23 protein-coding genes are annotated in these 26,946 nt (G+C 64.3%); 15 read left to right on the forward strand and 8 right to left on the reverse strand.

Annotated elements, in window-relative coordinates:
* Positions 1-103 precede the first annotated feature (103 nt).
* From WMO64_RS14900 to WMO64_RS14910, 3 genes are all read right to left on the reverse strand, one after another.
* Complete coding sequence (locus WMO64_RS14900) at positions 104-2,650, reverse strand: heavy metal translocating P-type ATPase (RefSeq protein ID WP_349232473.1); 2,547 nt, start codon at positions 2,648-2,650, stop codon at positions 104-106.
* Between the two features lie 48 nt (positions 2,651-2,698).
* Positions 2,699-2,962, reverse strand: coding sequence for a metal-sensing transcriptional repressor (locus tag WMO64_RS14905; RefSeq protein WP_294520625.1), 264 nt, complete (start codon positions 2,960-2,962; stop codon positions 2,699-2,701).
* A 194-nt stretch (positions 2,963-3,156) separates the two neighbouring features.
* Positions 3,157-4,440, reverse strand: a complete 1,284-nt coding sequence (locus WMO64_RS14910) for a glycosyltransferase family 2 protein (protein WP_294520542.1) — start codon at positions 4,438-4,440, stop codon at positions 3,157-3,159.
* 402 nt (positions 4,441-4,842) lie between these two features.
* Between WMO64_RS14910 and WMO64_RS14915 the strand changes: the two genes are divergently transcribed.
* The 11 genes from WMO64_RS14915 (at position 4,843) to WMO64_RS14965 (ending at position 14,938) form a co-directional block, all read left to right on the forward strand.
* Complete coding sequence (locus WMO64_RS14915) at positions 4,843-5,493, forward strand: MerR family transcriptional regulator (protein WP_294520545.1); 651 nt, start codon at positions 4,843-4,845, stop codon at positions 5,491-5,493.
* Positions 5,474-5,785: a YbjQ family protein gene (locus WMO64_RS14920; RefSeq protein ID WP_294520548.1), complete on the forward strand. Its 312-nt coding sequence runs from the start codon at positions 5,474-5,476 to the stop codon at positions 5,783-5,785. The genes WMO64_RS14915 and WMO64_RS14920 overlap by 20 nt, the downstream gene beginning before the upstream one ends.
* 21 nt (positions 5,786-5,806) lie before the next feature.
* Positions 5,807-6,529 carry an ABC transporter ATP-binding protein gene (locus WMO64_RS14925; RefSeq protein ID WP_349232474.1) on the forward strand — a complete coding sequence of 241 codons (723 nt, stop codon included), beginning with the start codon at positions 5,807-5,809 and terminating at the stop codon, positions 6,527-6,529.
* The gene (locus WMO64_RS14930; protein ID WP_349232475.1) at positions 6,522-8,120 is read left to right on the forward strand and encodes a putative ABC transporter permease subunit; all 1,599 of its coding nucleotides are present in this window, start codon (positions 6,522-6,524) and stop codon (positions 8,118-8,120) included. Before WMO64_RS14925 ends, WMO64_RS14930 begins: the two co-directional genes overlap by 8 nt.
* A gap of 84 nt (positions 8,121-8,204) precedes the next feature.
* Positions 8,205-9,305, forward strand: coding sequence for a stalk domain-containing protein (locus WMO64_RS14935; protein ID WP_349232476.1), 1,101 nt, complete (start codon positions 8,205-8,207; stop codon positions 9,303-9,305).
* Positions 9,306-9,447: 142 nt separating this feature from the next.
* The gene (locus WMO64_RS14940; RefSeq protein WP_349232477.1) at positions 9,448-11,361 is read left to right on the forward strand and encodes a S41 family peptidase; all 1,914 of its coding nucleotides are present in this window, start codon (positions 9,448-9,450) and stop codon (positions 11,359-11,361) included.
* A gap of 72 nt (positions 11,362-11,433) precedes the next feature.
* Positions 11,434-12,093 (forward strand): DUF1638 domain-containing protein, encoded by a 660-nt coding sequence (locus WMO64_RS14945; protein WP_349232478.1) that lies wholly within the window; start codon positions 11,434-11,436, stop codon positions 12,091-12,093.
* 270 nt (positions 12,094-12,363) lie between these two features.
* The gene (locus tag WMO64_RS14950) at positions 12,364-13,086 is read left to right on the forward strand and encodes a WecB/TagA/CpsF family glycosyltransferase (RefSeq protein WP_294520564.1); all 723 of its coding nucleotides are present in this window, start codon (positions 12,364-12,366) and stop codon (positions 13,084-13,086) included.
* A gap of 11 nt (positions 13,087-13,097) precedes the next feature.
* Positions 13,098-13,772 (forward strand): dTMP kinase, encoded by a 675-nt coding sequence (locus WMO64_RS14955; protein ID WP_349232479.1) that lies wholly within the window; start codon positions 13,098-13,100, stop codon positions 13,770-13,772.
* 64 nt (positions 13,773-13,836) lie between these two features.
* Entirely contained in the window at positions 13,837-14,385 is a 549-nt protein-coding gene (locus WMO64_RS14960; protein WP_349232480.1) for a DJ-1 family glyoxalase III, read from the forward strand.
* Entirely contained in the window at positions 14,363-14,938 is a 576-nt protein-coding gene (locus WMO64_RS14965; protein ID WP_349232481.1) for a 5-formyltetrahydrofolate cyclo-ligase, read from the forward strand. The genes WMO64_RS14960 and WMO64_RS14965 overlap by 23 nt, the downstream gene beginning before the upstream one ends.
* Positions 14,939-14,998: 60 nt before the next feature.
* On the opposite strand, the gene WMO64_RS14970 is transcribed toward WMO64_RS14965, so the two are convergent.
* The gene (locus tag WMO64_RS14970) at positions 14,999-15,166 is read right to left on the reverse strand and encodes a hypothetical protein (protein ID WP_349232482.1); all 168 of its coding nucleotides are present in this window, start codon (positions 15,164-15,166) and stop codon (positions 14,999-15,001) included.
* 142 nt (positions 15,167-15,308) lie between these two features.
* Here WMO64_RS14970 and mltG point away from each other — a divergent pair, with 142 nt between their 5' ends.
* From mltG to WMO64_RS14990, 4 genes are read left to right on the forward strand one after another with little or no spacing between them, the layout of a single operon-like run.
* On the forward strand, positions 15,309-16,529 hold the full coding sequence (mltG, locus tag WMO64_RS14975; RefSeq protein ID WP_349232483.1) for an endolytic transglycosylase MltG: 1,221 nt from the start codon (positions 15,309-15,311) through the stop codon (positions 16,527-16,529).
* Positions 16,522-17,739, forward strand: a complete 1,218-nt coding sequence (locus WMO64_RS14980; RefSeq protein ID WP_294520581.1) for a peptidase U32 family protein — start codon at positions 16,522-16,524, stop codon at positions 17,737-17,739. The genes mltG and WMO64_RS14980 overlap by 8 nt, the downstream gene beginning before the upstream one ends.
* Before the next feature lie 12 nt (positions 17,740-17,751).
* Positions 17,752-18,003: a kinase to dihydroxyacetone kinase gene (locus WMO64_RS14985; protein ID WP_294520584.1), complete on the forward strand. Its 252-nt coding sequence runs from the start codon at positions 17,752-17,754 to the stop codon at positions 18,001-18,003.
* A 31-nt stretch (positions 18,004-18,034) separates the two neighbouring features.
* Positions 18,035-19,186 carry an acyltransferase gene (locus WMO64_RS14990; protein ID WP_349232484.1) on the forward strand — a complete coding sequence of 384 codons (1,152 nt, stop codon included), beginning with the start codon at positions 18,035-18,037 and terminating at the stop codon, positions 19,184-19,186.
* 46 nt (positions 19,187-19,232) lie between these two features.
* On the opposite strand, the gene WMO64_RS14995 is transcribed toward WMO64_RS14990, so the two are convergent.
* The 4 genes from WMO64_RS14995 to WMO64_RS15010 form a co-directional block, all read right to left on the reverse strand.
* Positions 19,233-20,261, reverse strand: coding sequence for a LacI family DNA-binding transcriptional regulator (locus WMO64_RS14995; protein WP_349232485.1), 1,029 nt, complete (start codon positions 20,259-20,261; stop codon positions 19,233-19,235).
* A 25-nt stretch (positions 20,262-20,286) separates the two neighbouring features.
* Positions 20,287-20,865 carry a GtrA domain-containing protein gene (locus WMO64_RS15000; protein ID WP_294520592.1) on the reverse strand — a complete coding sequence of 193 codons (579 nt, stop codon included), beginning with the start codon at positions 20,863-20,865 and terminating at the stop codon, positions 20,287-20,289.
* A gap of 1 nt (position 20,866) precedes the next feature.
* On the reverse strand, positions 20,867-23,317 hold the full coding sequence (locus WMO64_RS15005; RefSeq protein ID WP_349232486.1) for a glycoside hydrolase family 3 C-terminal domain-containing protein: 2,451 nt from the start codon (positions 23,315-23,317) through the stop codon (positions 20,867-20,869).
* A 224-nt stretch (positions 23,318-23,541) separates the two neighbouring features.
* The gene (locus WMO64_RS15010) at positions 23,542-26,805 is read right to left on the reverse strand and encodes a beta-glucosidase (RefSeq protein WP_349232487.1); all 3,264 of its coding nucleotides are present in this window, start codon (positions 26,803-26,805) and stop codon (positions 23,542-23,544) included.
* Between the last annotated feature and the right edge of the window lie 141 nt (positions 26,806-26,946).

Below are 26,946 nucleotides of genomic sequence, written 5' to 3' on the forward strand. Positions count from 1 at the left end.
CTCCGTTGCCCAATCCTGCCTGACAGATGCCATAATCGTAATTCTTTCAAATCACTTTCTTATGACCACCTGTCCCACCCGGGGGATTTTTTGCGGGCAGCGTTCAGGACACGGAGGTGACCTGGTAGCCGGCCTCTTCCACGGCCTTCTTCAGCGCCTCGTCGGCCACGTCGTGGGACAGGGTGACCACGGCGCACTTGTTCTCCACGTCGGCCACGGCGGAGGTGACTCCGTCCAGGGCGGAGAGGGCCTTCTCCACGTGGGCCTTGCAGTGGGCGCACATCATGCCTTCAATTCCGAGCTTCTTTTCCATGGTGATCGTTCCTTTCTCAATGGTTTCTTTGGGCTGCGTATGCTGAGGGACAGCGGTGTCCCGGGGGGTGGGCCTGAAGAACTTGAGCCGCAGGGCGTTGGTCACCACGCACACCGAGCTGAGGCTCATGGCTGCCGCGGCGAACATGGGGCTGAGCTGGAGGTGGAACAGGGGATAGAAGGCCCCGGCGGCCAGGGGGATGCAGATGATGTTGTAGAAGAAGGCCCAGAACAGGTTCTCTTTGATGTTGCGGATGGTGGCCTTGGACAGCCGCACCGCGTCCACCGCGTCCATCAGGTCGCTCTTCATCAGCACGATGTCCGCCGACTCGATGGCCACGTCGGTGCCCGCGCCGATGGCCAGGCCCACATCCGCCCGGGCCAGGGCGGGGGCGTCGTTGATGCCGTCGCCCACCATGGCCACCTTCCGGCCCTGGGCCTGGAGGGCGGACACGGTCTTCTCCTTGTCCTGGGGCAGCACCTCGGCCACGATCTCGTCCACGCCCAGGGCCTGCCCCACCGCCTGAGCGGTGCGGCGGTTGTCGCCGGTGAGCATGACCACCCGGATGCCCAGGGCCTTGAAGCCCGCAACAGCGGCGGCGCTGGTGGGTTTGGCGGTGTCGGCCACGGCCACCACGCCCAGGAGCTTGCCGTTTTCCGCGAAGTAGAGGGGGGTCTTGCCCTGCTCGGCCAGGGCTCCGGCGGAGGCCTCAAAGCCGGACAGGTCCACGCCCGCCTCCTCCATCATGGCCCGGTTGCCCGCCAGCACGGGGGCGCCGTGGAGCAGGGCGGTGACGCCCCGGCCGTGGACGGCCTGGAAGCCCTCCACAGCCACCAGGGGGATGTTCCGGTCCCCGGCCTCGGCCACGATGGCCTGAGCCAGAGGGTGCTCCGAGGGCTGCTCCAGGGAGGCGGCCACGCACAGCAGCTCTTCCTCGGTGACGTCGTCAGCGGTGAGGCAGTCGGTGACCACCGGCTTGCCGCTGGTGAGGGTGCCCGTCTTGTCCAGCACCACCGTGTCGATGGTGTGGAGGGTCTCCAGGGCCTCGGCGGACTTGATGAGGATGCCGTTCTCCGCGCCCTTGCCGGTGCCCACCATGATGGCCACCGGAGTGGCCAGGCCCAGGGCGCAGGGACAGGAGATGACCAGCACGGCCACACCGGCGGTGAGGGCGGAGGTGATGCTGCCGCCGGTGGCGATGAGCCAGATGACGGCGGTCACCAGGGCAATGGTGATGACAGCAGGCACAAAGACGCCCGCCACCTTGTCGGCCAGCTTGGCGATGGGGGCCTTGGAGGAGGATGCCTCGTCCACCAGGCGGATCATCTGGGCCAGGGTGGTGTCCTCGCCCACTCGGAGGGCCTTGAAGGTGAAGGAGCCGGACTTGTTGATGGACGCGGCGGCCACCTTGTCCCCGGGGCTCTTGTCCACAGGCAGGCTCTCACCGGTGAGGGCGGACTCGTCCACAGCGGAGAAGCCGTCGGTGATGACGCCGTCCACCGGGATGCGCCCGCCGGGCCGCACCACGATCAGGTCGCCCACCACCACTTCCTCCACCGGCACCTCGGTCTCCACCCCGTCCCGCAGGACGGAGGCGGTCTTGGGGGCCAGGTCCATCAGGCGGGTGATGGCCTCGCTGGTCTTGCCCTTGGAGCGGGTCTCCAGGTACTTGCCCAGGGTGATGAGGGTGAGGATCATGCCCGCCGACTCAAAGTACAGGTCCATGGACCACTTGTCCGCCAGGGCCGTGTCCCCGTGGCCCAGGCCCCAGCCGATGGCGAACAGGGCGGCCACGCCGTAGATCAGGGCGGCGGCGGAGCCCATGGCGATGAGGGAGTCCATGTTGGGCGCGCCCTTGAACAGGGTCTTGAAGCCCACCTTGTAGTACTTGTCGTTGACATACAGGATGGGCAGCAGCAGCAGAAACTGGACCAGGGCAAAGACCATGGCGTTCTCTGTGCCGTGGAACACCCCCGGCAGGGGCCAGCCCATCATGTGGCCCATGGCGATGTAGAACAGGGGGATGAGGAAGACAAAGGACACGATGAGACGGCGCTTCATGTGCTTGAGCTCCGCCTCCATGGGAGAGGGGCCCTGCTGGGCGGCGGGGGCCTGCTTCCCGGCGGGCAGGGGGCAGGAGGCGCCGTATCCGGCGGCGGCCACCGCTTCCTCAATGGCTTGGGGAGAGGTCTTGCCCGGGTCGTACTCCACGGTCATGGAGTTGGACAGCAGGTTCACGTTGACCTCCGTGACGCCGTCCAGCTTGCGCACCGCTTTATCCACATGGGCCGAACAGGCGGAACAGGTCATGCCGGTGACGTCAAATTTCTGTTTCAAGGAAAACACCACACTTTCCGGTACAAAAAGAGATAGAATACAGAGCTGTCACTTGAGGATACGGCCCAGGGTCTGGGTGAACTCGTCGATCTTGGCGGCCCGCTCCTCGTCGCTGGCGGCCTCCTGGACGCAGTGCTTCAGATGGGCGGCCAGGATCTCCTTGTTGGCCCGGTTGAGAATGGCCTCGGTGGCCATGATCTGCTGGGAGATGTCGATGCAGTAGCGGTTCTCTTCCACCATCTTCAGGATACCGTCCAGCTGCCCCCGGGCGGTCTTCAGCAGGCGGGTCACGGTCTTGGGGTCGGCCATCATATCCGCCACCTCCGTTTCTCTGAGCAACACCCCCCCTGGGGGGGAGTGTTCTTACGGCGTAATCATACTCGGATAGTGGGGAATTGTCAAGCGGAAAAATCAAAAAACAGCGGGCCGCCCATAGGGGCGTTTTGAACGCGTGGGAAGGCGGACGATAAAAAAATCCGGGCCGGCATGTGCCGGCCCGGAGGCTGTCAGCGGGCAGTGCTGAGCTGCTTTGCGCTGGAGTGATAGATGGGCTTCCACTCCACCCGGCGCACCAGGGCGGCCAGGGAGATGGGGATGTAGGTAAACATGAAGATGGGGAACAGGAAGACATAGAAGATCTTCTTTACAGCCGGGGCATTGATCTTCTTCCACTCGCTGAGCACGGTAATGATGCCGTAGGCCAGCAGGCCCATGTAGAAGGTGAACAGGGAGGAGCCGATGAACTCCAGGCACAGGGACACCACATAGCGGGCGATGTAGGGGGGCTCCACCAGACAGGCGGCGCAGACAATGGCGTTGAAGAGGAACGCGGCCAGGGTGAGCAGCATGCCGGGGGCCACGGTCATCAGCATGTCGTAGCAGGACCAGCTTCTCCGATCCAGCCGGGCGCAGCCCTTCAGCAGGGGGAGGGTGTACTTCAGGTCCACCTGGTAGAAGCCCTTGGACCACCGCAGCCGCTGATCCCAGGACTGGCGGAAGGTGGTGGGCTGCTCGTCGTAGACCACGGCGGCGTCGCAGTAGCCGATGCGGAAGCCCTTGACCGCAGAGCTGACCGAGAACTCGATGTCCTCGGTGAGCAGGTGGTAGGGCCAGCCGCCGTTCTCCCGGATGACCCGGGAGGACACCAGGAAGCCGGTGCCGGACACGTGGCAGTTGCTGCCCAGCAGCATCCGGGGATAGCTGAGGAAGCGGGCCTCCCGCAGGAACCAGATGGAATAGCCGGCGGAGATCCAGTTGGCGCCGAAGTTCTTGGAATTGCGGTAGCAGGTGAGGGCGTCATACTTGCCGGTGTCAAAGACCCGGTTCATCTCCCGCACGAACTCCTTATCCACCAGGTTATCGGCGTCAAAGATGAGGTATGCGTCGTACACGTCACGGTTTTCCGCCGCCAGATGGTGGAAGAGCCAGTCCAGGGCGTAGCCCTTGCCCTTGAGGCGCTGGTCGTGTCGCTCGTAGACGATGGCGCCCGCGGCGCGGGCCGCGCGGGCCGTGTCGTCGGTGCAGTTGTCGGCCACCACATAGACATCCAGCAGCTCAGATGGGTAATTCTGCTGTTTCAAGCATTGTATGAGCTCTGCTATGACGCCCTCTTCGTTGCGGGCGGAGATCACAGCGGCGTAGCGGTGGAGCTTGCAGTTTTCCGGCAGGCGGGGCGGATGCTTCCGGCGCACCAGACCCACGCCCAGATAGATGAGCTGGTAGAAATAGAGTACCGTAAAGAGCACGGCGATAAAGAGATTCAGATGCTGTATCAAATGGATCATATTCATACACATTTCACCTGATAGCAGTTTTTATAGAAAGATAAAACCTTCTCTACCCATTTGCGATATCTTAGCACAATTTTTAAATGTTACAAGTTCTTTTCATAGATATTAATAAAAAGTTAAAAAAATTTTGTAGAAGTGACCAAAACCACAATTGAAAAAGGCAAAGTACAGGACATCTTGACAAGGGAATTGGGTGCCCCGTAATATATGTAAAGCAGAGGGGAGAGAAGACGTATTATAAGACGGGATAAAAAGAAAAAAATTCCATCTGGATTCTTTTGCTGGCGGAGTGAGGCGGGTCATGCTATACTGAATTATTCCAAATGCGAAAAATTTTCCTGACCCTCTTGACTTTCCACCCGGTGGAAGGTGTATGGTCTGGCTGTGGAGAGGTGAACGGCGATGAAGATCAATGAAGTGGAGGAGCGGGTGGGCATCACCAAGCGCAACATCCGCTACTATGAAAAGGAGGGCCTGCTCACGCCGGGGCGGAACAGCGACAACGGCTACCGGGACTACACCGAGGACGACGTGGCGGAGCTGAAGAAGATCAAGCTCCTGCGCAAGCTGGATATGCCCCTGGAGGAGATCCGCCGGATACAGGGGGGCGTGCTCACCCTGGAGGATGCCGTCCGCCGCCATATGATCGTGCTGGAGCGGGAGCGGAGCAACCTGGGCACCATGCAGGCCCTGTGCACCAAGGTGCTGGAGGAGGGCGCCCAGCTCTCCGAACTGGACGCCGACCGCTATCTGGCGGAGATGGAGCAGATGGAACAGGAGGGGACCCGGTTTGTGAACATCAAAAAGAAGGACACCGTCACCCGCTATCTGGGTCCGCTGGGGGCGGCGCTGATCTTTGTCGCCCTTATGGCGGGCATCATCGCATTTCTGGTGTGGGCCTTTACGCTGGACCCGGAGGAGGCGCCGCCCCTGCCGCTGGTCATCGCGTTCATTGCCATCCCGGCGGTATTCATCATCGGCGTCCTGGTGGCGCTGGTCCAGAGATTCAAACAGATCAAAGGAGGAGAAGAGGATGCTGCTTCTCAATATTGACTACATCCCCGACAAGAAGGTAGAGGCCCTGGGACTGGTAAAGGGCAGCGTGGTTCAGGCCAAGAGCTTCGGCAAGGACTTCATGTCCGGCATGAAGAACCTGGTGGGCGGCGAGGTGGAGGCCTATACCGACCTGCTCATCCAGGCCCGGCAGATCGCCACCAAGCGCATGGTGGACGAGGCCCAGTCCATGGGGGCCGACGCGGTGCTCAACATCCGGTACACCAGCTCCTCCATCATGCAGGGAGCTGCCGAGGTGACGGTGTACGGCACGGCGGTGCGTATCGTGTAACATATTAAGGAGGAAGCGGACGTGCTGAAGATCGAACATTTTTCCAAGACCTATCCCGGGGGAAAACGGGCAGTGGACGACCTGAATCTGAACGTTGCACCGGGTGAAATCTTTGGTTTCATCGGCCACAACGGCGCGGGAAAGACCACCACCCTCCGTGCGGTGGCGGGTGTGATGGACTTCACGGAGGGCACCATCACCATCGGCGGCCACGACGTGCGGCGGGATTCCACGGCGGCCAAGAAGATCACCGCCTTTCTGCCCGACAATCCGGATCTGTACGACTTCCTCACCGGCGTGCAGTACCTGAACTTTATCGCCGACCTGTACGACATCCCCCGCAGGGAGCGGCAGGAGCGGGTCCAGAAGTACAGCGACGCCTTTGAGCTCACCGGCAGCCTGGGCAGCCCCATCGGCAGCTACTCCCACGGCATGAAGCAGAAGCTGGCCATCATCTCCGCCCTCATCCGCCAGCCCAGGCTGCTCATTCTGGACGAGCCCTTTGTGGGCCTGGACCCGGTGGCCTCCCATCTGCTCAAGGGCTACCTGCGGGAGGTGTGCGACAACGGCGGCGCGGTGTTCTTCTCCACCCACGTGCTGGAGGTGGCGGAGAAGCTGTGCGACCGCATCGCCATCATCAAGCAGGGCAAGCTGGTGGAGGTGGGCGCCACCGAGGACATTGTGGGCAATTCCACCCTGGAGGACGTGTTCCTGGAGCTGGAAGGGGAGAAGGACCGTGACTAAATTCCTGGCTCTGGTGTCCGTCAACCTGCGGGCCACCCTGAACGCCATGCGCTTCGGCTCCAGGCGGAAGGGAAACAAGGCCGAGCGGCTCTCCGGCTTCGGGGCCCTGGTGCTGCTGGCCGTCCTGGGGCTCTATATCTCCGGCGTGTACAGCTTTACCTTCGGCAGCCAGCTGGCCCCTCTGGGCATGATCAACCTGATCATCCTCATCATGCCGGTGATCGCCGTGTCCTTTGGCCTGATGTTCACCATCTTTGCCGCCCAGGGCGTGGTGTTCGGCGGCAAGGACAACGACCTGATGCTGTCCATGCCCGTGTCCCCCTTCTCCCTCATGCTCTCCCGCACCCTGGCCCTGTACGTGGAGAACCTGGTGTTCACCGTCTTTGTTCTGGGCCCCGCCGGCGTGGCCTACCTGGTCTTCGGCGGAGCAGGCGGCGCGGGCTTCTTTGTGGTGTTGATGCTCGGCGCGGTGCTCCTCTCCGCCCTGCCCACCCTGTTCTCCCTGCTGGTGGGCTACGTGCTGGCCTGGGTGTCCTCCAAGTTCCTCCGCCGGGGCGTGCTGTCCACTCTGCTGTACCTGGTGTTCTTCCTGCTGCTCATGGCCGTGATCATGCGGCTGAGCTTTGCCATGGGCGACCTGAGCCGGTATGCCGCCGGGCTCCAGGACGCCTTCACCGGCTGGGGACTGCCCTTCCTGCTGCTGGAGCAGGCGGCCTGCGAGGGGAATCTGCTCTCCCTGCTGGCCCTCGCCGGGCTGTGCCTTGTGACCTTCTTCCTGGTGGTGTGGCTCTTTGCCGGTCGGTATAAGAAGATCGTCACCAGTATGGGCGCCCGCAAGGCCCGCAGCGACTACAAGCTGGAGCGGCTCTCCGCCTCCGGCCACCGCGCCGCCCTGCTCAAGAAGGAACTCAAGCGGTTCTTCGGCTCTCCGGCTTACTTCATCAACTCTGGCTTCGGCCTGATCCTCCTGGCCGCGGGCGGCGTGGCCTGCCTGGTGTTCCGGGGGCAGGTGGAGGAATTCCTGGCCCTCGTCCAGGGATTGGTACCCGTGGTGCCTGTGCTGGCGCTGATGATGGGCTTTTTTCTGTCCACGGTCCTGTTCACCGCCCCCTCCATCAGCCTGGAGGGCAGACAGCTGTGGATTTTAAAGGAGGCGCCCGTGTCCTGCGGGGAGATCTTCCTGGTCAAGGCCGGGGTGCAGATGCTGGTCACCCTGCCCTGCCTGCTGGTGGGGGTGATCTGCGCCGCCGTGGCTGTGGGTGTGGACCCCGGTTCCACTGTGGTGCTTCTGGTGCTGGGCGCGCTGTTCAGCGGCGTGATGGCACAGGGCGGCCTGCTGGCCAACCTGTTTCTGCCCAAACTGGACGCCCCCAACGACACGGTGGTGGTCAAGCAGTCCGCCTCGGTGCTGGTCACCATGTTCGGCTCCTGGGTGCTGCTGGCCATCTTCGGCTTCGGGTATGTCTTTGTCCTCTCCCGGCTGGGGGAGACGGCGGGTCTGCTGATCGTGGCGGCGGTGTGCGCCCTGCTGGACCTGGTGCTGTGGCGTCTGCTGGCCACTGTGGGCGTGAAGCTGTTCCGGGGACTGTAAAATGTGTAAAACTGCCGGTGGAGAGGGAACTTTTCCACCGGCAGTTCGTCTAAAGTGCGAAACCAACCGGGAAGGAGCTTTACGATGAGAGGAAACAAGATCCGCTTCGCAGTTGTATCCCTGACCCTGGCCGCCGCACTCTGCCTGTCCGGCTGTACCTCCGCCGCCGCTGAGGACAGCAATGCGTCCTCCGGTGTGGCGCCTTCCGTGCCTCCCGCGGAGGAGGCGGTCAGCGCCCCCGCCCAGACCACCGTACGCCCCGAAGAGGAGGGGCCGGCCTATACCATCGCCCAGCAGCACCAGCCCGACCTGGTGCGGGTCCAGGGCACCGTCTCCGTGGACGGGGACCGGATTTTGGTGACCAACCACAACGAGTGGGCCCAGTACCCTGAAATTGTCCTCAACGTGGACGAGGACACCCTGATTTTGAACGCGGTGGACGGCAGCCCCATGGCGATGGCGGACCTGCGGGGAGGGGAATATGTCTATGCCTATGCCGGTCCCGACATGACGGACAGCCTGCCGCCCATTGCCACGGCGGCGGTGATCCTGGCCGCCATCCCCGCAGACTACAGCGTGCCCGCCTACTCCATCGTGGAGCAGGTGAACGTGTGGGAGGGGCGCACTTCCGCACTCATGAGCGATGATATCGACTACGCCTTGACGGATGCGGAGCTGTTGGCCGGCCCCGGTTTTGACGGCGATGCGGTCACCCTGGCTGACATTACCCCGGGCTGCGGACTGCTGGCCTGGTACGACATGGTGGCCGAGTCCTTCCCGGGCCAGGCCTGGCCCAGCAAGGTGATGGTCATCCCGTCCCCCTACGCCGCATGGGCGGAGCTGGAGCCGGGGCGGCTGGCCGTCAACGGTACGGAAGTGGAGCTGACGGCGGCGGAGCAGCCCTATGTGGAGGGGGAGACATTGATGGTCCCCGTCCGGGCCTTTGCCGAGGCCCTGGGCTGCCAGGTCATCTGGAACGCCGACCGGCCCGAGCAGGTGAGCGTCCAGGGTGAAGGGGCAGAGTATGTCCTCACGCTGGGCAGCGACCGAGCCGCCACAGGGGACGGCGGCGACGGGACGGCGCTCACCGGGGCCCTTGCGGCCCGGAACGGGGTGTCATTCCTGCCCGCCGACGACCTGCTGGACCTCCACAATGTGAGGGCCGAGGGGCTCTGGCCGGTATAAGGGCAAAAAAGAAGAAAAAGCGCGGGCAGGCCTTGAGCCTGCCCGCGCTTTGTAGTAAAATGATTACATTATGTAAAGCAATACGGGCTTTGCGCCGCTGAGGCCCACGGCCCGATCCGATATCAGTAAGGGAGTTCTGCCCATGAAAGCGAAAAAGAAACTGCTGCGCCGCGCCCTGTCCGCCCTGCTGTCCCTGATGCTGCTGGCCGCTCCGGCGCTTGCTCTGGATACCGCCCAGGCCGGCGAACTGCTCCAGAAATATTACATCGACAGCGTCTCCCAGGAAGTACTCTCCCAGCCCACGGTGGAGCGCATGCTCTCCGCCCTGGGGGACCCCTATACCCAGTATTTTGACGGCCGGGAGTACGCCGAGTTTCTGGCCTCCATGTCCGACACCCGGACCGGCGGCGTGGGCGTGACCAGCACCATGACGGACCGGGGCCTGGTAGTGGAGGCGGTGACGGAGGGCATGCCTGCCCAGCGAGCGGGCCTCCGGCCGGGGGACATCATCACCGCGCTGGACGGCGTCACGGTCATCGGCCAGAGCGCCGAGGCTGCGGCGGAGCGGCTGCGGGGCGAGCCGGGCACCCAGGTGACCCTCACCGTGCTCCGGGGCGGGGAGAGCAGGGACTATGTCCTCACCCGTGAGGAGCTGGTGATCCCCGCCACCACCACCACGCTGACGGACGGCCACATCGGTTACATCCGCTGTACCACCTTCGGCGAAGAGACGGAGGGCCACTTTGCCGAGGGCATCCGGGCCAACGACACTGCCGCGGACCTCTGGATCGTGGACCTGCGGAGCAACGGCGGCGGCAGCGTCAGCGCGGCCACCCAGGCGGCGGGCGAGTTTGTGGGCCAGGGGAACCTGGTCTACCTGCGGGACAAGGCGGGCAGCTACGCCGTGGAGTCCCGGGAAGAGGACAAACTGACCATGGACCCGGTGATCGTGCTGGTGGACGGCGGCACCGCCAGCGCCTCTGAGATCTTCGCCTCTGTCGTGCGGGACGAGAACCGGGGGATCGTCATCGGCAGCCGGACCTACGGCAAGGGCGTGGCCCAGATCCTGCTGGACGAGACCGTATACCCCGGCAGCTTCACCGAGGGAGATGCGCTGAAGGTGACGGCCTACCGCTACTTCTCCCCCAACGGCACCACCACCGACCGGGTGGGGGTCATCCCCGACCTGCTGGTGGACGACGCCTATACCGCCGACGTGGCCTATCTCCTCTCTGCCCCCGCCCCCACCGGGGATACCTCCGGCCTGCTGCGGGTGGATATGAAGTGGCGGTGGTATGTGGACCTGGACGCGGCGGTCTCCGAGACGGGCAGGCCGGCCTTTGTCGCGCTGCTGGAGGCCCTCCCCACCCAGACGCCTCTCTGGCTGGGCACCGGAGGCGCCGACGGCTGGAAGAGGATCACTGCCGGCGAACTGGCGGAGCAGTACGGCCTGACGGACTATGCGCCCAGAGCCTTTACCGATCTGGAGGGCTCTCCCTACGCCGCCGCCATCAACACCCTGGCCACCTATGAGATCGTCTCCGGCCCGGGCGACGGGACCTTCCGGCCCCAGGGCACCCTGACCCGGGCGGAGTTCTGCGCCCTGCTGGCCCAGGCCCTCCACGACGGCAGAGCGGGGGACACCGGCTTTGCCGACGTCCCTGCCGACGCCTGGTATGCCCCCTCTCTCAACGCGCTCACCGCCATGGGGCTCGTCAGCGGGTACGGCGACGGCCTCTTCCACCCCGACGACCCCATGGACCACCAGCAGTTCCTGACCATCATGGGCCGGCTGGCGGAGTACCTCTCCATGAACTTCTATGGGGCGGCTCAGACCGAGCACTCCGCCGCCCTGGGGGACTACTGGGCCTGGGCGGACTGGTCCGTGGAGTCGGTGTGGCTGCTGGACGGCAGCCAGAGGAATATCATGGGCCAGCGGCTCTCCATCCTCTGGGACGATCTGCGTGACATCGACCCCACCGCCCTCACCACCCGGGAGGAGGCCGCCGCCATGGTGTACAATCTCTGCGTGGTCACCGGCCTGCTGACGGTGTGACCGGTCAGAAGCAGGCGCGGAAGGGCAGACTGCCGTCCTCTGCGGACAGGAGCGGTAGCGGGAGGCGGATGAATGGAGAAGATCATTTTGGCGTGCGACTCCCTGCGGCTGCATGTGGAGGCGGCGCAGGCAAAGATGGGCACCCGGTATGAGATGCGCCTGCTGGACAGCAGCCTCCATGCCCGGCCGGAGAAGATGAACGAGGCGGTATTTGAGGCCATAGCGGGGATGCCCGAACAGGTGGACACGGTGCTGCTGGCCATGGGCCTGTGCGGCGGCTCGGTGTCGGGCCGGGCCTTTCCCCGGCGGACGGTGATCCCCAAGGTGGACGACTGCATCACGCTGCTGCTCCACAGGGATCAGACCTGGCACCCGGACCTAAAGGAGTGCGGGCACTTCTACCTGACCGACACCCTGGACAGCCGGCTGTCCATCGAGAACATGTACCAACGCCTGAGAGAGGACTACGGCGAGACAGACGGCACGGAGATCTTCAACATGTGGTTTGCCAACTACGAGAGCGTGGATATCATCGACACCGGGGCCTATCCCTGCCGCTCGGCGGACTATGTGGAGAAGGCCAGGCGTCAGGCGGCTCTGGTGAGATGCCCCCTCACCTATGTGGGCGGCAGTAATCTGCTGCTGGAAAAGCTGGTCTCCGGGCAGTGGGACCACCAGTTCATTGTGGCGGAGCGGGGCCAGGTGCTGGATCAGACGGATTTTTCCTGCTAGCGCGGAGTCACAGATAGAAAATCTCCCCATCCTATGGATGGGGAGATTTTTTGTGCGCGGAGGCGGCAGGGGGCGTTTTCCTCAGCGGCGGAGGGGGGCCTATGGGGGAAAGGCCTTCCGGCTGCGGGGTCGTTCACTCCGGCGAGGCGCCGGAGAAATTGTCAATCCTTAATTTTTGGAAAGCGGCGGGTTGTTCACGGCTTTTTCATGGACTTTTTCAGCTGTATGTGATATTATCTAACGGAATCTATCTCGTGTGGAGGCATTGCATTGAGAATTGATGTACTGGGCGTCGGGTTTGACAACCTGACGCTGGACGAGGCCATCGAGCGGGGCGCCGGACTGGCCGCCGGGGAGAAGTTCTCCTACGCGGTGACACCCAACCCGGAGTTCCTGCAGCAGGCCAAGAAGAATGAGAAATTCCGCGCCGTGCTCAACGGGGCGGACCTGGTGCTGGCCGACGGCATCGGTGTGGTAAAGGCGGCGTCCATCCTGGGCCGGCCCCTGAAGGGCAGAGTGCCCGGCATCGACTTCGCCGCCGGGCTGCTGGGGCGGATGGCCCGGTCCGGGGAGCGGCTGTTCCTGCTGGGGGCCAAGCCCGGCATCGCCGAGACCGCCGCCGCCAATCTGCAGAAGCAGTACCCCGGACTGATGGTGTGCGGCACCCATGACGGCTATTTCCAGGACCCCAGGCCGGTGATCCGGGCCATTCAGGACGCCCACGCCGACGTGGTGTTCGTCTGTCTGGGGGCCCCCAAGCAGGAGCTGTGGATGGCCGAGTACGGCCCGTCCACCGGCGCCCGGCTCATGGTGGGCCTGGGCGGCGCGCTGGACGTGTTCGCCGGCGCGGTGGAGCGGGCCCCGGAGAAGTGGCAGAAGATGGGCATGGAGTGGCTCTACCGGCTGCTCAAGGAGCCCCAGCGCATCGGCCGCATGGCCAAGCTGCCCCTGGTGCTGGTGGACGCCGCTGGCGCCCGGCTGCGCGGAAAGTGAGGGCGCGGCAGATGTCCGGCAGGCTGATCGTATTTGAGGGGACCGACGGGTCGGGCAAGTCCACCCAGTTCGCCAAGCTGTGTGAGCGGCTGGAGGCGGGCGGCACGGCGTTCCGGCGGCTTATCTTCCCCCAGTATCAGGAGCCCTCGTCCGCCCTGCTGCGGATGTATCTGAACGGGGAGTTCGGCACCCACCCCGACGACGTGAACCCCTACGCGGCGTCCACCTTTTACGCGGTGGACCGGTACGCCGCATGGAAAAAGGACTGGGGCGGCTATTATCAGGCGGGCGGGCTGGTCCTGTCCGACCGGTATACCACCTCCAACGCGGTGCACCAGACCTGCAAGCTGCCCGAAGCGGAGTGGGAGGGCTTCATCCGCTGGCTCTTCGACTTTGAGTGCGGCAAGCTGGGGCTGCCCCTGCCCGACCTGGTGATCTACCTGGATATGCCCACCGACAAGGCGGTGGAGATGCTCCGCTCCCGGGAGAAGGCCACCCACACCAAGGGGGATATCCACGAGGTGGACACGGAGTATCTGGCCAAGTGCCGCCGCACCGCCCATGCCGCCGCCAGGCTGCTGGGCTGGCAGAGGGTCTCCTGCGTGGACGGCAGCGGCGCCGTCCGGTCCATTGAGGACATCCACCGGGAGATATGGGATATCATAACCGCGCAGAATCTGCTCTGACCCCAAGAACAATGGAAAATTCACCGGGGCGGCTGAGCTCCGGAAAAAACAGGAGGAAATGAACATGATTTATATTCTGCTGGGCAATGGCTTTGAAGAGTCTGAGGCGCTGGTCCCCCTGGACCTGCTCCGCCGGGCCGGCGCCAAGGTGACGCTGGTGGGACTGGACGGCCTGGAGATCACCAGCAGCCACGGCGTCACCGTGAAGGCGGACGTCACCATGGACGAGGCCCACGCCCCCGAGGATATGGAGATGCTGGTGCTGCCCGGCGGCCTGGGCGGTGTGGAGTCCATCCAGAAGAACCTGTTTGCCCTGGCTCTGATCCAGAAGGCCTATGACCGGGGCTGCTGGCTGTGCGCCATCTGCGCCGCGCCCACCGTTCTGGCCCGGGCGGGCTGCCTGGACCGCCGGAAGGCGGTGTGCTACCCCGGCATGGAGGACGAGATGGGCTCCGCCGTGGTGCAGAAGGGCAGCCAGGTGGTGACCGATGGCCGCATTATCACCGGCGAGGCTGCCGGCTCCTCCTTTGAGTTCGGCCTGCGCCTGGTGGAGGTCACCTGCGGCCGGGAGGCCATGGAGCGGGTGCGCAATGCCGTCCACTTCCATCACTGAGCAGAAAACGGCCCTGCGCCGGGCGGTGCGCGCCCGGCTGTCCGCCATGTCCCCGGAGGAGCGGGAGGAGAGCGACGGAATACTATTCCGCCGCTTTCTGGCGCTGCCCCCATTGGAGACGGCGGACAGGGTCCTGCTGTTTTACGGCATGGGCACCGAGCCGGACACGGCCCGGCTGATCCCCGCTTTGATGGACCGGGGGAAGGAGGTCCTGCTGCCCCGCTGTTTGCCCGGCCGGGCTATGGAGGCCCGGCGGGTGACCGGGGAGAGCGTCCTGATCCGGCACCGGTACGGCATGCTGGAGCCGGGGGAGGACTGCCCGCTGGTGGAGCGGGAGAAGATCGGCCTGATCCTGGTGCCCGGGCTGTGTTTTGATGGGCGGGGTTATCGGCTGGGCCAGGGCGGGGGATACTATGACCGTTACCTGGCCGGCTATACCGGGGTCACGGTGGGCCTGTGCCGCCGGGCGGTGCTGCAGGAGGCGGTCCCCCGGGAGCCCCACGACCATCCGGTGGACCTGGTGGTGACCGACGGAGAGCCTGTCCCGGTGTGAGACGGGAAAAGCGGGCCCCGGAGGGCCCGCCCATACCGCCGTCCGGCGGGAGGAGACGGCTCAGCAGCAGCCGCAGCCGTCGTTGCAGCCGCAGTTGTTGCCGCAGCCGCAATTGCAGCCGCAGGAGCTGCCGCCCCAGCTGCCGCCGCAGCAGCAGCACAGAAGGATGATGATCAGGATGATCCAGAGGCAGCTGCCGCCGCCCATACCGTTGTTACCACAGCACATGTAGATATTCACCTCACATTATTCTGAGGAACCGGGGGCCCGGGCCGCCGTTCCCTTCACGACCCATACTATGTCTGCCTCTGATCTGTGGTGACAGGAGGACATTTGATTTTTTCTTTTGCAATGGATAGGAGTTGAAGCAATGTCTCACTACGAAGGAAAGCGTGAGGTGCCCCGCCGCCAGACCCATCAGGAGAGCGGCAGCGCCGCGCCGCGGAGAGAGAGCGGCCAGCAGCCCCGCCGCCGCCGTCGCCGCCGGCTGGGCGCCCTGGGCGCGCTGCTCTATGTGGTGCTGGTCATCGGCGTTTCGGCCCTGCTGGCGGGCCTGGGCTGGATCTGGGCCGGGGATGTGCTGGCCCTGAACAAGGCCGAGGTCACCGCCACCATCACCCTGCCCGACGATATCTTTACCTACACCGAGGAGACCAATCAGGAGGGAGAGACGGTCACCGTCTCAAAAGCCGACGTGGGCTATGTGGCCGACCAGCTCAAGCAAAACGGCATCATTGAGTACAAGTGGCTGTTCCAGCTCTTCTGCGGGTTCACCGGCGGCAAGGAGAAGATGACGCCGGGCACCTATACCCTCAGCACCAGCATGGACTACAGCGCCATCATCCGCAACCTGAGCGCCAAGTCCTCGGCCCGGACGGAGGTGACGGTGGTCATCCCCGAGGGCTCCACAGAGGCCCAGATCTTTGCCATCCTGGAGGAGAACGGCGTGGCCACAGTGGAGGAGCTCAACGACGCCGCCGCCAACCACGACTTCAACTTCTCCTTCCTCAAGGGCGTGCTGCCTCTGGGGGACCCCACCCGGCTGGAGGGCTACCTGTTCCCGGATACCTATATCTTCTATCAGAATATGGACCCGGTGCAGGCGCTGAACAAGATGATCCTCCGCTTTGACGAGGTCTTTACCGACGAGATGCGGGAGAAGGCGGCGGCCAATGGCAAGACCGTCCACGACATTGTGATCATCGCCTCCATGATCGAGAAGGAGACCACCGGCAACGACCAGACCGACATCGCCGACGTCATCTACAACCGCCTCTACAACCCCACCTCGGAGACGGCGGGCTACCTGAACATCGACGCCACCATCCAGTATATCCTGCCCGAGCGGAAGGAAAAGCTGACGGCGGAGGATCTGGCCATCGACAGCCCGTACAACACCTACAAATATACCGGCCTGCCTGCCGGGCCCATCGCCAGCCCCGGCCAGGCCTCCCTGCGGGCCGCCATGAACCCCTCGGGCAACGGCTACTACTTCTACGCCCTGGGCGACGACGGCGAGCACCACTTCTTCAAGACCTACCAGCAGCAGGAGAACTTCAAGGCGACGCAGGAGCTGTATCAGAATGGATAAAAAGAGACCGGAGCTGCTCTGCCCCGCCGGGGACATGGAGCGGCTGAAGATGGCGGTGGCCTATGGGGCGGACGCCGTCTATCTGGCGGGAACCATGTTCGGCATGCGCTCCTTTGCGGGCAATTTCACCCCCGAGGAGCTTAAGGACGCCGTGGGCCTGTGCAAGGCCCACGGCGTGGCCGTGCATATCACCTGCAACACCATGCCCCGCAACGACGAGGTGGCCAGGCTGCCCGAGTGGCTGGAGTACCTGGACCAGACCGGCGTGGACGCCGTCATCGTGGCCGACGTGGGCACCCTGGCCCTGGTGAAGCGCTATGCGCCCCATGTCCGGGCCCATATCTCCACCCAGGCCAGCATCGTCAACTACCAGTCCGCCTCCACCTGGTACGACCTGGGGGCCAGCCGGGTCATCCTGGCCCGTGAGCTGACCCTGGATGAGATCCGGGAGATCCGGGCCAAGACCCCCAAAGAGCTGGAGATCGAGTGCTTTGTCCACGGGGCCATGTGCGTGTCCTATTCCGGGCGGTGCCTTCTGTCCAACTACATGACGGGCCGGGACTCCAACCGGGGCGCGTGCGCCCAGCCCTGCCGGTACAAGTACGCCCTGATGGAGGAGAAACGGCCCGGGGAGTACTTCCCGGTCTATGAGGACGAGAAGGGCACCTACATCATGAACTCCCGGGACATGTGCATGATCGACCACATCCCCGAGCTGGTGGAGGCGGGGGTGGACAGCTTCAAGATCGAGGGCCGGGCCAAGAGCGCCTACTACGCCGCCATTGTGACCGGCGCCTACCGCCACGCGGTGGACGCCGCCCTGGCGGGGGAGCCCCTGGACCCGGTGTGGCGGGACGAGGTGGAGCACATCAGCCACCGGCACTACTCCACCGGCTTCTTCTACGGCCAGCCCGGCCAGTTCACCGAGGACTCCCGGTACATCCGGGACTGGCAGGTGTGCGCGCTGGTGGAGTCCTGCCAGAGCGACGGCACTGCGGTCCTGTCCCTGCGCAACAAGTTCGCCGTGGGGGACGAGCTGGAGCTGGTGGGGCCGGACGTGCGCCCGGAGCGGTTCACCGTGTCCGCCATGACCGACGGCGACGGGCTGCCCCTCACCGAGGCCAGAAAGCCCCAGATGAAGCTGATCATGAAGCTGCCCCGGGCCGTGCCGCCCCTGTCCCTGTTGCGGCGGCAGGTGTCGGGAGAATAAGGAGGAATTTGTATGTTGGAGTACAAGTTTGACACCCAGCTTCTCATCGCAGGAGAGAACCTCTCCGAGGACGAGATCCACGATTACATCGCCCAGAACATCGAGGGCGACTGCCTGCTGGCCTTTGGCGACGAGGACCTGATCAAGATCCACTTCCACACCAACACGCCCTGGAAGGTGCTGGAATACTGCGCCTCCAAGGGCGACATCCACGACATCGTGGTGGAGAACATGGAGCGGCAGGAGAACGGCCTGAAGGGCTGACCCCATTGGGGGGAAGGAGGCTGAACGCCCCTTGAGCAAAGCGAAACGCGTCCGGCGGCTGGACTTCGACCTGCTCCGGGTGGCCTCCATGGCCGCCGTGGTCTACCTCCACACCGCCGCGGACGGGCTGCGCCAGTCGGAGCACATGGCCCTGTGGCACCTGTCCAACCTGCTCTCCGCGCTGGCGGTGGCGGCGGTGCCCCTGTTCTTCATGCTCTCCGGCGCACTGCTGCTGGGCTCGGACAAGACCGACGACCCGGCCTATCTGCTCCGCCGCCGGCTGCCCCGAGTGGCTGTCCCCGGGCTGTGCTGGTCGCTGCTGGTGGTGGTTGGGGTCTGGCTGACCCAGGGCGGGGAGGCGGCGCTGCTGAAGTTTGTAAACCTGCCCGCTATCTCCGTCCTCACGCCCTACTGGTTCCTCTACGCCCTCATCCCCATGTACCTGCTCTCGCCCCTGCTCAAGCGGATGACCGACCATCTGGAGGAGCGGCACTGGCGGTACCTGCTGGGGCTGTGGGTGGTGGTCACCCTGGCAATCAACCAGCTCAGCGGATTTCTGCCCGACCCCTGGTACGCCCTGCTGCGGGAGAACGCCACATTGAACGTGAGCGTGCTGGAGGGATATCTGGGGTATTTCCTGCTGGGAGCCTGGCTGGAGCGGCTGGAGAAGCCGCCTGAGCGCCGGATTCTGCTGGCGGTTGCCCTGGGTAGCTGGGCGGTGATCGCCCTGGGCACCTGGATCGTCTTCCTGGCCACCGGCACCTACGGCGAGCAGTTCGCCACCTACCGGGGCGTCTGCACCATGGCCCTTTCCGCCTCCCTGTTCCTGCTGTTCAAGGACCTGTTCCGGGGCAGGAGGAGCGGCCGGGTGGTGGTACTGCTGTCGGCCTGCTCCTTCGGCGTGTACCTGGCCCACCCCATGGCCATCGCGGCCATCAGAGGGCTGCTGGGGGGCGCGCTGAGTATACCCGCCCAGCTGGCGGTGTGGCTGCTGTCCCTGATTGGCTGTGTTCTGGGCACTGTGCTGGTGTCCAGCGTGCCGGGGCTGTGCTTCCTGGCGACGGGGCAGCGCTTCCGGGACGCCTGCCGGGAGAGCAATGTGTTCGCCCTGCTGCGGCTGCGGCGGGGAAAGCCGGGCGGAAAGCGGCTGGCGGGAAAACCGCCGGAATCGCAACAGAAATAGCGCAAAAAAACAGCGCCGGATGAAAATCCGGCGCTGTTTTTTGCGTTTACACGTTCTGGCTGATGCAGATGTGCAGATCGGTGAAGAACTTGCTCTTGGCGGGGAGGGTGCCGAAGGCCAGGTACTCATAGAGCAGCTGGAGGGGGAGGGAGCCCTGGATGTCGGGCTGCTGGACGATGGTGGCGGAGATAAGGCCGTTTTTCAGCAGCTCCTGCTGGGCAGGAGCCAGATCGTGGGTGATGACCGCCAGATTGCGGCCCCGTGCGGCCCGGTGGATCTCCTGGCACACGCCGTAGTCCCCCATGTTGACGATATAGATGGCCTTCATGTCGGGATTTTGCTCCACCAGATCCACCACCTCGGTGAAATCTCCGTTGTGGAACAGGGCGGGCATGCCGCCGTCCACCATGGACAGCCCCGGATGGTTGGCGGAGAGCTCCTGGGAGAAGCCGCCCATACGCCCGGCAAAGCTGGGGGAGTTGGGGCCGTCCGCCGCGGCGATGCCCACCTGCCCCCGGCCCTCGGTGCACAGGGACACCAGGCCGGCGGCCACCCGGCCGGACTGGACATAGTCGCAGCCCACATAGGCCAGGTGGGGGGCAAAGTCCTCGTCCAGATTAAAGAACACGGTGGGGACGCCCTTGGCGTTCATCCGCTGGATAAAGGACATGAAAGCGGTGGTGCGCAGGGGCAGCGCGGCGATGCCGTCGGGCTGGTTGTCCTCCACCTCCCGGAACAGCCGCTCCAGATAGGGGGTGTCCAGCTGGCGGACCAGGTAGAAGTCCACCGTCACGCCGAACTCCCGCAGCTCAGCGGCCTTGTCCCGGGCGGCGTGGAGGATGTCCAGGTGAAAGACGAACTCGGGCCCGTGGAAGATGAGAAAGGCCAGATGGAGCCGGCGCTTCTTGACGGCCAGGATCTGGCCGGCCATGTTGGGGCGGTAGCCCATCTCCTCGATGAGGGCCCGCACCTTGGCCTCCGTCTCCGGATTGACGCCGGGCCGGTTATTGAGTACCCGGTCCACGGTGCCGCGGGAGACGCCCGCCCGCTTGGCAATGTCCTTTATGGTGACCATAACCGTTGACCTCCCCGCAATCTTCTCAGGCCTGCTTGGCCTCAGGGAAGATGACCTTGTTGACAAAGAAGAAAATAACCATGGAGATACCGCCGTTGAGGACCACGGTACCGATGTTGTAGATAAAGTCAGGCACGAACATGCCGGCCACCGCCACCCACACGCAGTTGATGGAGTTGACGATGCAGTTGATGATGATGAAGGCCACCACATACCAGGCGATCTGCCAGGCCAGGTTCCCCTTGCTGCGGAAGACGAAGTTGCGCTGGATGGGGAAGTTGATGATCTCGCCGATGGCCATGGCGATCATGTAGGCGCAGAAGTAGCCCAGGCCGCCGTGGGCGGTGTCGTAGCCGAAGATGTTCCACTGGAAGGTCTCGCCGAAGAGGGTCACCGGGATGCCGGGCCAGCCGAAGTCCACGTTGGACAGGCTCTGGAAGGCCAGGGGCAGGAACTGGAGGATGAAGTACTTGAGCACGGTCACCAGATTGCTGACGATGACGAACAGTCCGCCCTCCCGGATCCACTTGGAAGCCTTGGGGTGCTTCTCGGCGAAGCTGTTCCACCAGCCGGCCAGGCCGGTCTTGCTTTTATTGTCGGTCATATCAGTTTTCTCCTTTCGCATTGCCCGCCTGGGCCAGAGCCTGGGCGGTCTCTTTCTTTGCCTTGTTCATCCGGGAGTTCGCGGAGATGAGGTGTCCCAGGCCCTTGAAGAAGTGGCCGTTGAAGATTTCCACCAGAGCGGCAGACATGTCCATATCAAAGGCACCGCCCATCATCTTGGCCACGCCGCGGAAGGGCATGTTGTAGATGAAGAGGATGTTCAGGTCGGGGGTGCCCTTGGCGTCGGCCTTGTTCTTCATATGCGTGAGGATGGAGTAGACCAGCCGTCCGATCCAGCTCTTGGCGTAGAACAGCTGGGAGAAGGTGTCGTTCATGCCCAGGGGGGCGGAGCGATCCCACTTGGCGGGGGGGATGGGACGGCCCAGCAGGTACTCGAACTCGGCGTCGCCCACGTCGCTCACCTTGCCGGAGCAGTAGCTGGGCAGCTTGCTGAGATCGTAGGGGGCGGGGGCGTCGGTGCCCTTCACCGCCACGGTGGCGGTGAGACGGATATCGGCGCAGGAGGCGCCCACACGGAGCTCGTAGTCGCCGCTCTCCACCTCGAACTTGCCGGTCTTCACGTTGAAGTACCGGAAAGCCTTGTCGTCCAGCTCCACGGTGACGGTCTTGCACTCGCCGGGGTTGAGAAACACCTTCACAAAGCCCTTGAGCTCCTGCTCGGGGCGGAACACCACGCCGCCCTTGCGGGAGACGTACACCTGGGCGATCTCCGCGCCGGCCACGCTGCCGGTGTTGGTGACGGTGAAGGTGACGGACTTGTCGGTGGCCCGCAGGTCGGCATAGGCGAAGGTAGTGTAGCTCAGGCCAAAGCCGAAGGGGAAGCGGACGGGCACCTGGGCGGTCTGGTAGTAGCGGTAGCCGATGTACATGCCCTCACGGTACTCGGAGGTGGCCTCAGTGCCGGGGAAGTGGCGGTAGGCGGGGGTGTCCTCGTACCGCATGGCCCAGGTCTCGGCCAGCTTGCCGGAGGGGTTGACCTTGCCGGTGAGCACGTCCACCACGGCGCCGGCGCCGGCCTGGCCGCCCAGATAGCCGTGGACCACGGCCTTGCAGCTGTCCAGCCAGGGGGTCTCGATGGGGGAGCCGCCGGAGAGGACTACCACCACGTTGGGGTTGACCTTGGCCACGGCCTCCAGCACATCGACCTGGTTCTGGTGGATCTTCATGTGCTTCCGGTCCAGGCCCTCGGACTCGCTGATCTCGTCCAGGCCCATGTACAGCAGCACCACATCGGCGTTCTTGGCCAGCTCCACGGCGGCGTTCTTCTTGGCCTCATCGGCCCCGCCGTGGCGGATGAAGCCGGGCTCAAAGCCCACCAGCTTCAGGCCGCTGCCCGACTTGATGACGGAGAGGGCACAGTCCAGCTTGGTGGGGTTGACCATGCTGGAGCCGGCGCCCTGGTAGCGGGGAGTCTGGGCGAAGTCGCCGATGACGGCCACGGAGGTGCCCGCCTTCAGGGGCAGGATGCCGTCCTCGTTCTTGAGCAGCACGATGGTGCTCTCGGCGGCCCTGCGGGCGGTGGCGTGATGTGCCTCCACGTCGAACTCCTTGGGGGCGTCGGCGGGGATAACGGTGGCGAAGAGCACGCTCAGGTACTCGTCCAGCCGCTGGTCGATCACGTCCTCGGACAGGGTGCCGGCCTTGACCGCGGCCACCAGTTCCCGGTCGCTGTTGCCGCCGGTGGCGGGCATCTCCAGGGCGTTGCCGCAGCGGAGGCCCTCGGCCCGGTCGTTGCTGCCGCCCCAGTCGGTGACCACGAAGCCGTCAAAGCCCCACTGGTCCACCAGGATGTCCCGCAGCAGCTCCTTGTCCTCGTTGGCGTACTTGCCGTTGATGCGGTTGTAGGCCGACATGATGGACTTGGGGTGGCCCTCCTTCACCGCGATCTCAAACCCGGTCAGGTAGATCTCACGGAAGGTCCGCTGGTCCACCACGCTGTCCGAGTGCATGCGCAGGGTCTCCTGGCTGTTGGCGGCGAAGTGCTTGGGGCAGGCCGACACGCCCTGGCTCTGGATACCGCGGATGTAGGCGGCCGCCATCTTGCCTGCCAGATAGGGGTCCTCGGAGAAATACTCAAAGTTGCGCCCGCACAGGGGGGAGCGCTTCATGTTCAGGCCGGGGCCCAGCAGCACGCTGACGCCCTGGGCCTTGGCCTCTTCGCCCAGCATCTTGCCCAGCTCCTCGCCAAGCTCCGGGTCCCAGGAGTTGGCCATGGTGGCCGCCGTGGGGCAGCAGGTGGCGGGCAGCGAGGCGTTCAGGCCCAGGTGATCCGCAGCGCCTGCCTGCTTACGCAGCCCGTGAGGGCCGTCCGACAGAAACATCCCCGGGATGTTCAGCCGCTTTACGCTCTTGGTAGTGAAGTTGCCCTCGCCGCTCAGCAGGCTGCACTTCTCTTCAAGGGTCATCTTCTTGATTAAGTCCGCGTATTTCAATCCCTTACACTCCTTTTCTGGAACATTATGTCCCCTGCCGCCGGTGTTCTGTGCTCGAACACGGCCTTTGCACATAGTATAGCAGAAAGAATTGAGAATGGGGTACCTTTGACGTAATCGGTACGTTTATGTGCGTAAATTGCAATTCGGAACAGACACGGAAGAAAATTCAGGCCTCAGATACCGCCCGACCGCCTGCCGGAAAGGCAGGCGGTCGGGGGGAATCAGGTATTTGCAGTGCCGGAGACAGTGCAGGTGATGCCGGTCTGGAGGTTCTCCACATCCATGGTGTAGTTAGAGCCGTCAGACGTGGTGGCAGTGAAGGAGCGGGAGTCGCCGGTAAGGGAGATGGAGCCGTCGTCGTTGAGGACCCAGGTGCCGGAGTCGGTCTGAATGCCTGCATTCTCGGCGTTGTAGTCGAAGGCGACGGTGAAGGTGTTGTCGCCCATGAGGACCACGTTGCATACCAGCCAGCCGTCGCCGGTGCCGGTGAGGGTGAGATAGGAGCCGTCGCTGGGGGCGGAGCTGCCGCCGCCCTGGACGGAGCCGGAGACGGTGCAGATGACGCCGGTCTCCACGTTCTCCACGTCCATGGTGTAGTTGGAGCCGTCGGAGGTGGTGGCGGTAAAGCTGCGGGAGTCGCCGGTGAGGGAGATGGAGCCGTCGTCGTTGAGGACCCAGGTGCCGGAGTCGGTCTGAATGCCGGAGTTCTCGGCGTTGTAGTCGAAGGCGACGGTGAAGGTGTTGTCGCCCATGAGGACCACGTTGCAGACCAGCCAGCCGTCGCCGGTGCCGGTGAGGGTCAGGTAGGCATCGGCACTGGGAGCAGAGGACTCGGTGGGCTGGATGGTCTCGGAGGCGGTGGGGGCGGGGGACTGCTGGTCGCCGTCGGCGGCGGCGGACACGGCGGCGCTGTTGGCCTGGGTGTAGAGGATGTTGTGGCAGGCGGTGCGCATGGCCTGCTGGGCGGTGTTGCCGGAGCTGTCCAGGGTGACGCCCATGAGGCAGAGCATCATGTCGCCGCCGGCCCGGATGGCCAGGTTCACGTCCATCCAGGCGGTGTTGCCCATGGCGGAGTCGGTGACCACCATGCCCTGGAAGCCCCACTCCTCCCGGAGCACGCCGGTGAGCAGGGCGGGGTTGGCCCCGGCCCAGGTGGCGCCCAGGTAGCTGTAGCTGCTCATGACCGCGGTGGCGCCGCCCTCTTTGACGGCGATCTCAAAGGCCCGGAGGTAGATTTCACGCATGGCCTGTTCGTTGGCCCACACAGAGAGGGAGAGGCGGTTGCTCTCCTGGTCGTTGAGGGCGAAGTGCTTGACGTAGCAGTACACGCCCTGGCTGGCGGCGCCCCGGATGGTGGCGGCGGCCAGCTTGCCGGAGAGAAGGCTGTCCTCGGAGTAGTACTCAAAGTTGCGGCCGGAGAGGGGCGTGCGGTGGATGTTGGCGCCGGGGGCGTAGAGGCCCACCACGTGGTTGGCCACGGCCTCCGCGCCGAAGGTGCGTCCGAACTCCTCCACCAGGGCCTGGTTCCAGGTGGAGCCGATGACCACCTGGCTGGGGAAGGACACGCCCCGCAGGTTGCTCACCAGGCTGTTGATGCCGGCAGGGCCGTCCAGGTCGTTGGTGGCGGGCTTGCCCACGCTGGTGACCTCGGGGGTGGACCAGCCGCCGTTGGAGATTATGTTGGTCATGCCCTCCACACTCAGCTGCTCCAGGAGCTGCTCCCACATGGGGTCGTCGTAGTCCTTGCCGGACAGGTCCTCCAGGGTGAGGCCGTGGTTGGCGAAGGTGATGGGCTGGTCGTCCGGGTCATTCTCGTACACCGGCGGGTTGGTGAAGGCCTCCACCACCTCGTCGGAGGCGGTCTTGCCGTCGGTGCGGGCGGTGGACAGGGTACCCTTCCAGTCGGCACGGGAGACATACTGGGTGATCTGGCCGTTGGTCACGTCGTCAAAGCGGTTGACAGCGGCGGTCACATCGGTGGAGCGGGGGTTGCTCTCGTCATAGACAATGGTGGAGGTCACAGTGTACTCCCGCTGGTCGATGACGTCGTGGGCGTTGTTCATCAGCTTGATCTGATAGGTGCCGGACTCCAGCACATAGCAGCCGTTGGTCTGGTAGTCGTAGGAGGCCATGTCCTGGGCAGCGAAGGTGATGGTGACCGACTGGCTGTCGCCGGGCTGGAGCAGCTCGGTCTTGTCGAAGCCGGCCAGCACCACGTGGGCCTTCTCAATGCCGCCCACGGTGTAGGGGGCGGTGTAGTAGACCTGGACCACGTCCTTGCCGGGGACGCTGCCGGTGTTGGTCACCTTTACAGTCATGGAGATGGCGCCGTCGGCGTCGGAGTAGTCCTCGATTTCCTGGGTAAAGGTGGTGTAGCTCAGGCCGTAGCCGAAGGGGTACTGGACGGCGGCCTGGTAGGCATCCTCGCCGCACACGCCGGTCTCGTTGTCGATCCAGCGGGTCTCGTAGAACCGGTAGCCCACGTAGATGCCCTCGGCGTACTCCACGTAGTTGCGCTCCAGGTTGCTGTATGTAAAGTCACCCGCGTTCCAGTAGGCGGGAGAGGAGGAGATGTCGTAGGCGTAGGTGTCGGTCAGGCGGCCGGAGGGGTTCACCACGCCGGACAGGGCCTCGCCCACGGCGTTCATGCCCGTGCTGCCGGGACCGCCGATCCACAGGGCGGCGTCGATACCCTCATCCTCGAGGAAGCCCAGCTCCATGGCGTGGGAGGAGTTGATGAGCACCACCACGGTCTCATAGCCCTGGGACTTGACCAGCTCCAGCAGGTCCTCCTCGTCCTGAGTGAGAGAGAGGTAGCTGCGGCCGTCGTCGGTGTCGCTGTACCCGGCCGCGTACATATCGGCGGGCAGATCGCCGCCCTCGCCGCCGATGCGGGAGAGCATGACCACGGCCACGTCGGAGAAGTCCCGGGCCTGCTGGAGCACCTGGTCGGTGTACTGGGACACAGGCACCTCGGCGGGGGTGAAGTTGGAGCCGGTGTAACCGCCCTGCTCGGGACGGCTGACGCCGGAATTGCGGTAGAAGTCGGCCAGCTCCTCATTGACGGTGAAACCGGCATTGGTCAGGCCCTGGATCAGGTCCACGTTGGAGGACGTGTCGCTGGAGCCGCTGCCGGTGCCGCCGTAGAGGGGGGAGACGGTGGCGTAGCCGAACAGGTTGACCTTGGCGCCCTGCTCCAGGGGGAGCGCGCCGTCCTTGTTCTCCAGCAGCACCAGACCCTCGGACTCCAGCTCCTGGGCCATCAGCAGGCTGGCCTCCTTGGCCTGGTCGGGGGTGAGCTGCTCGGCGGTGACGCTGCCGCCGGTGAGGCGGCTGTTCAGGTTGGCCGCCATAAAGGCGTTGATGGCGGGATACAGCCGGATACATACCACGTTGACGATCAGCGCGACGACCAGCAGCACGCTGACCAGGATGACGGGCAGCTTTCCCGCCGGACGGGGTGATGCCGTGTTCTTTTCTCTCATGTCCATACTCCTCTTCCTTTCGTTTTGCTCGTACACGGATGAAAATAGCAAAAATCTATTGCTTTTCCATTGCTCATGATGTATTGTATTCAACACAGTGTTGTTTTTAAATCATTAGATTTTTTAAAAACGCCGTGTTCA

Origin of the sequence: Pseudoflavonifractor intestinihominis, from assembly GCF_040096055.1 — a bacterium.
Taxonomy (GTDB): domain Bacteria; phylum Bacillota; class Clostridia; order Oscillospirales; family Oscillospiraceae; genus Pseudoflavonifractor; species Pseudoflavonifractor intestinihominis.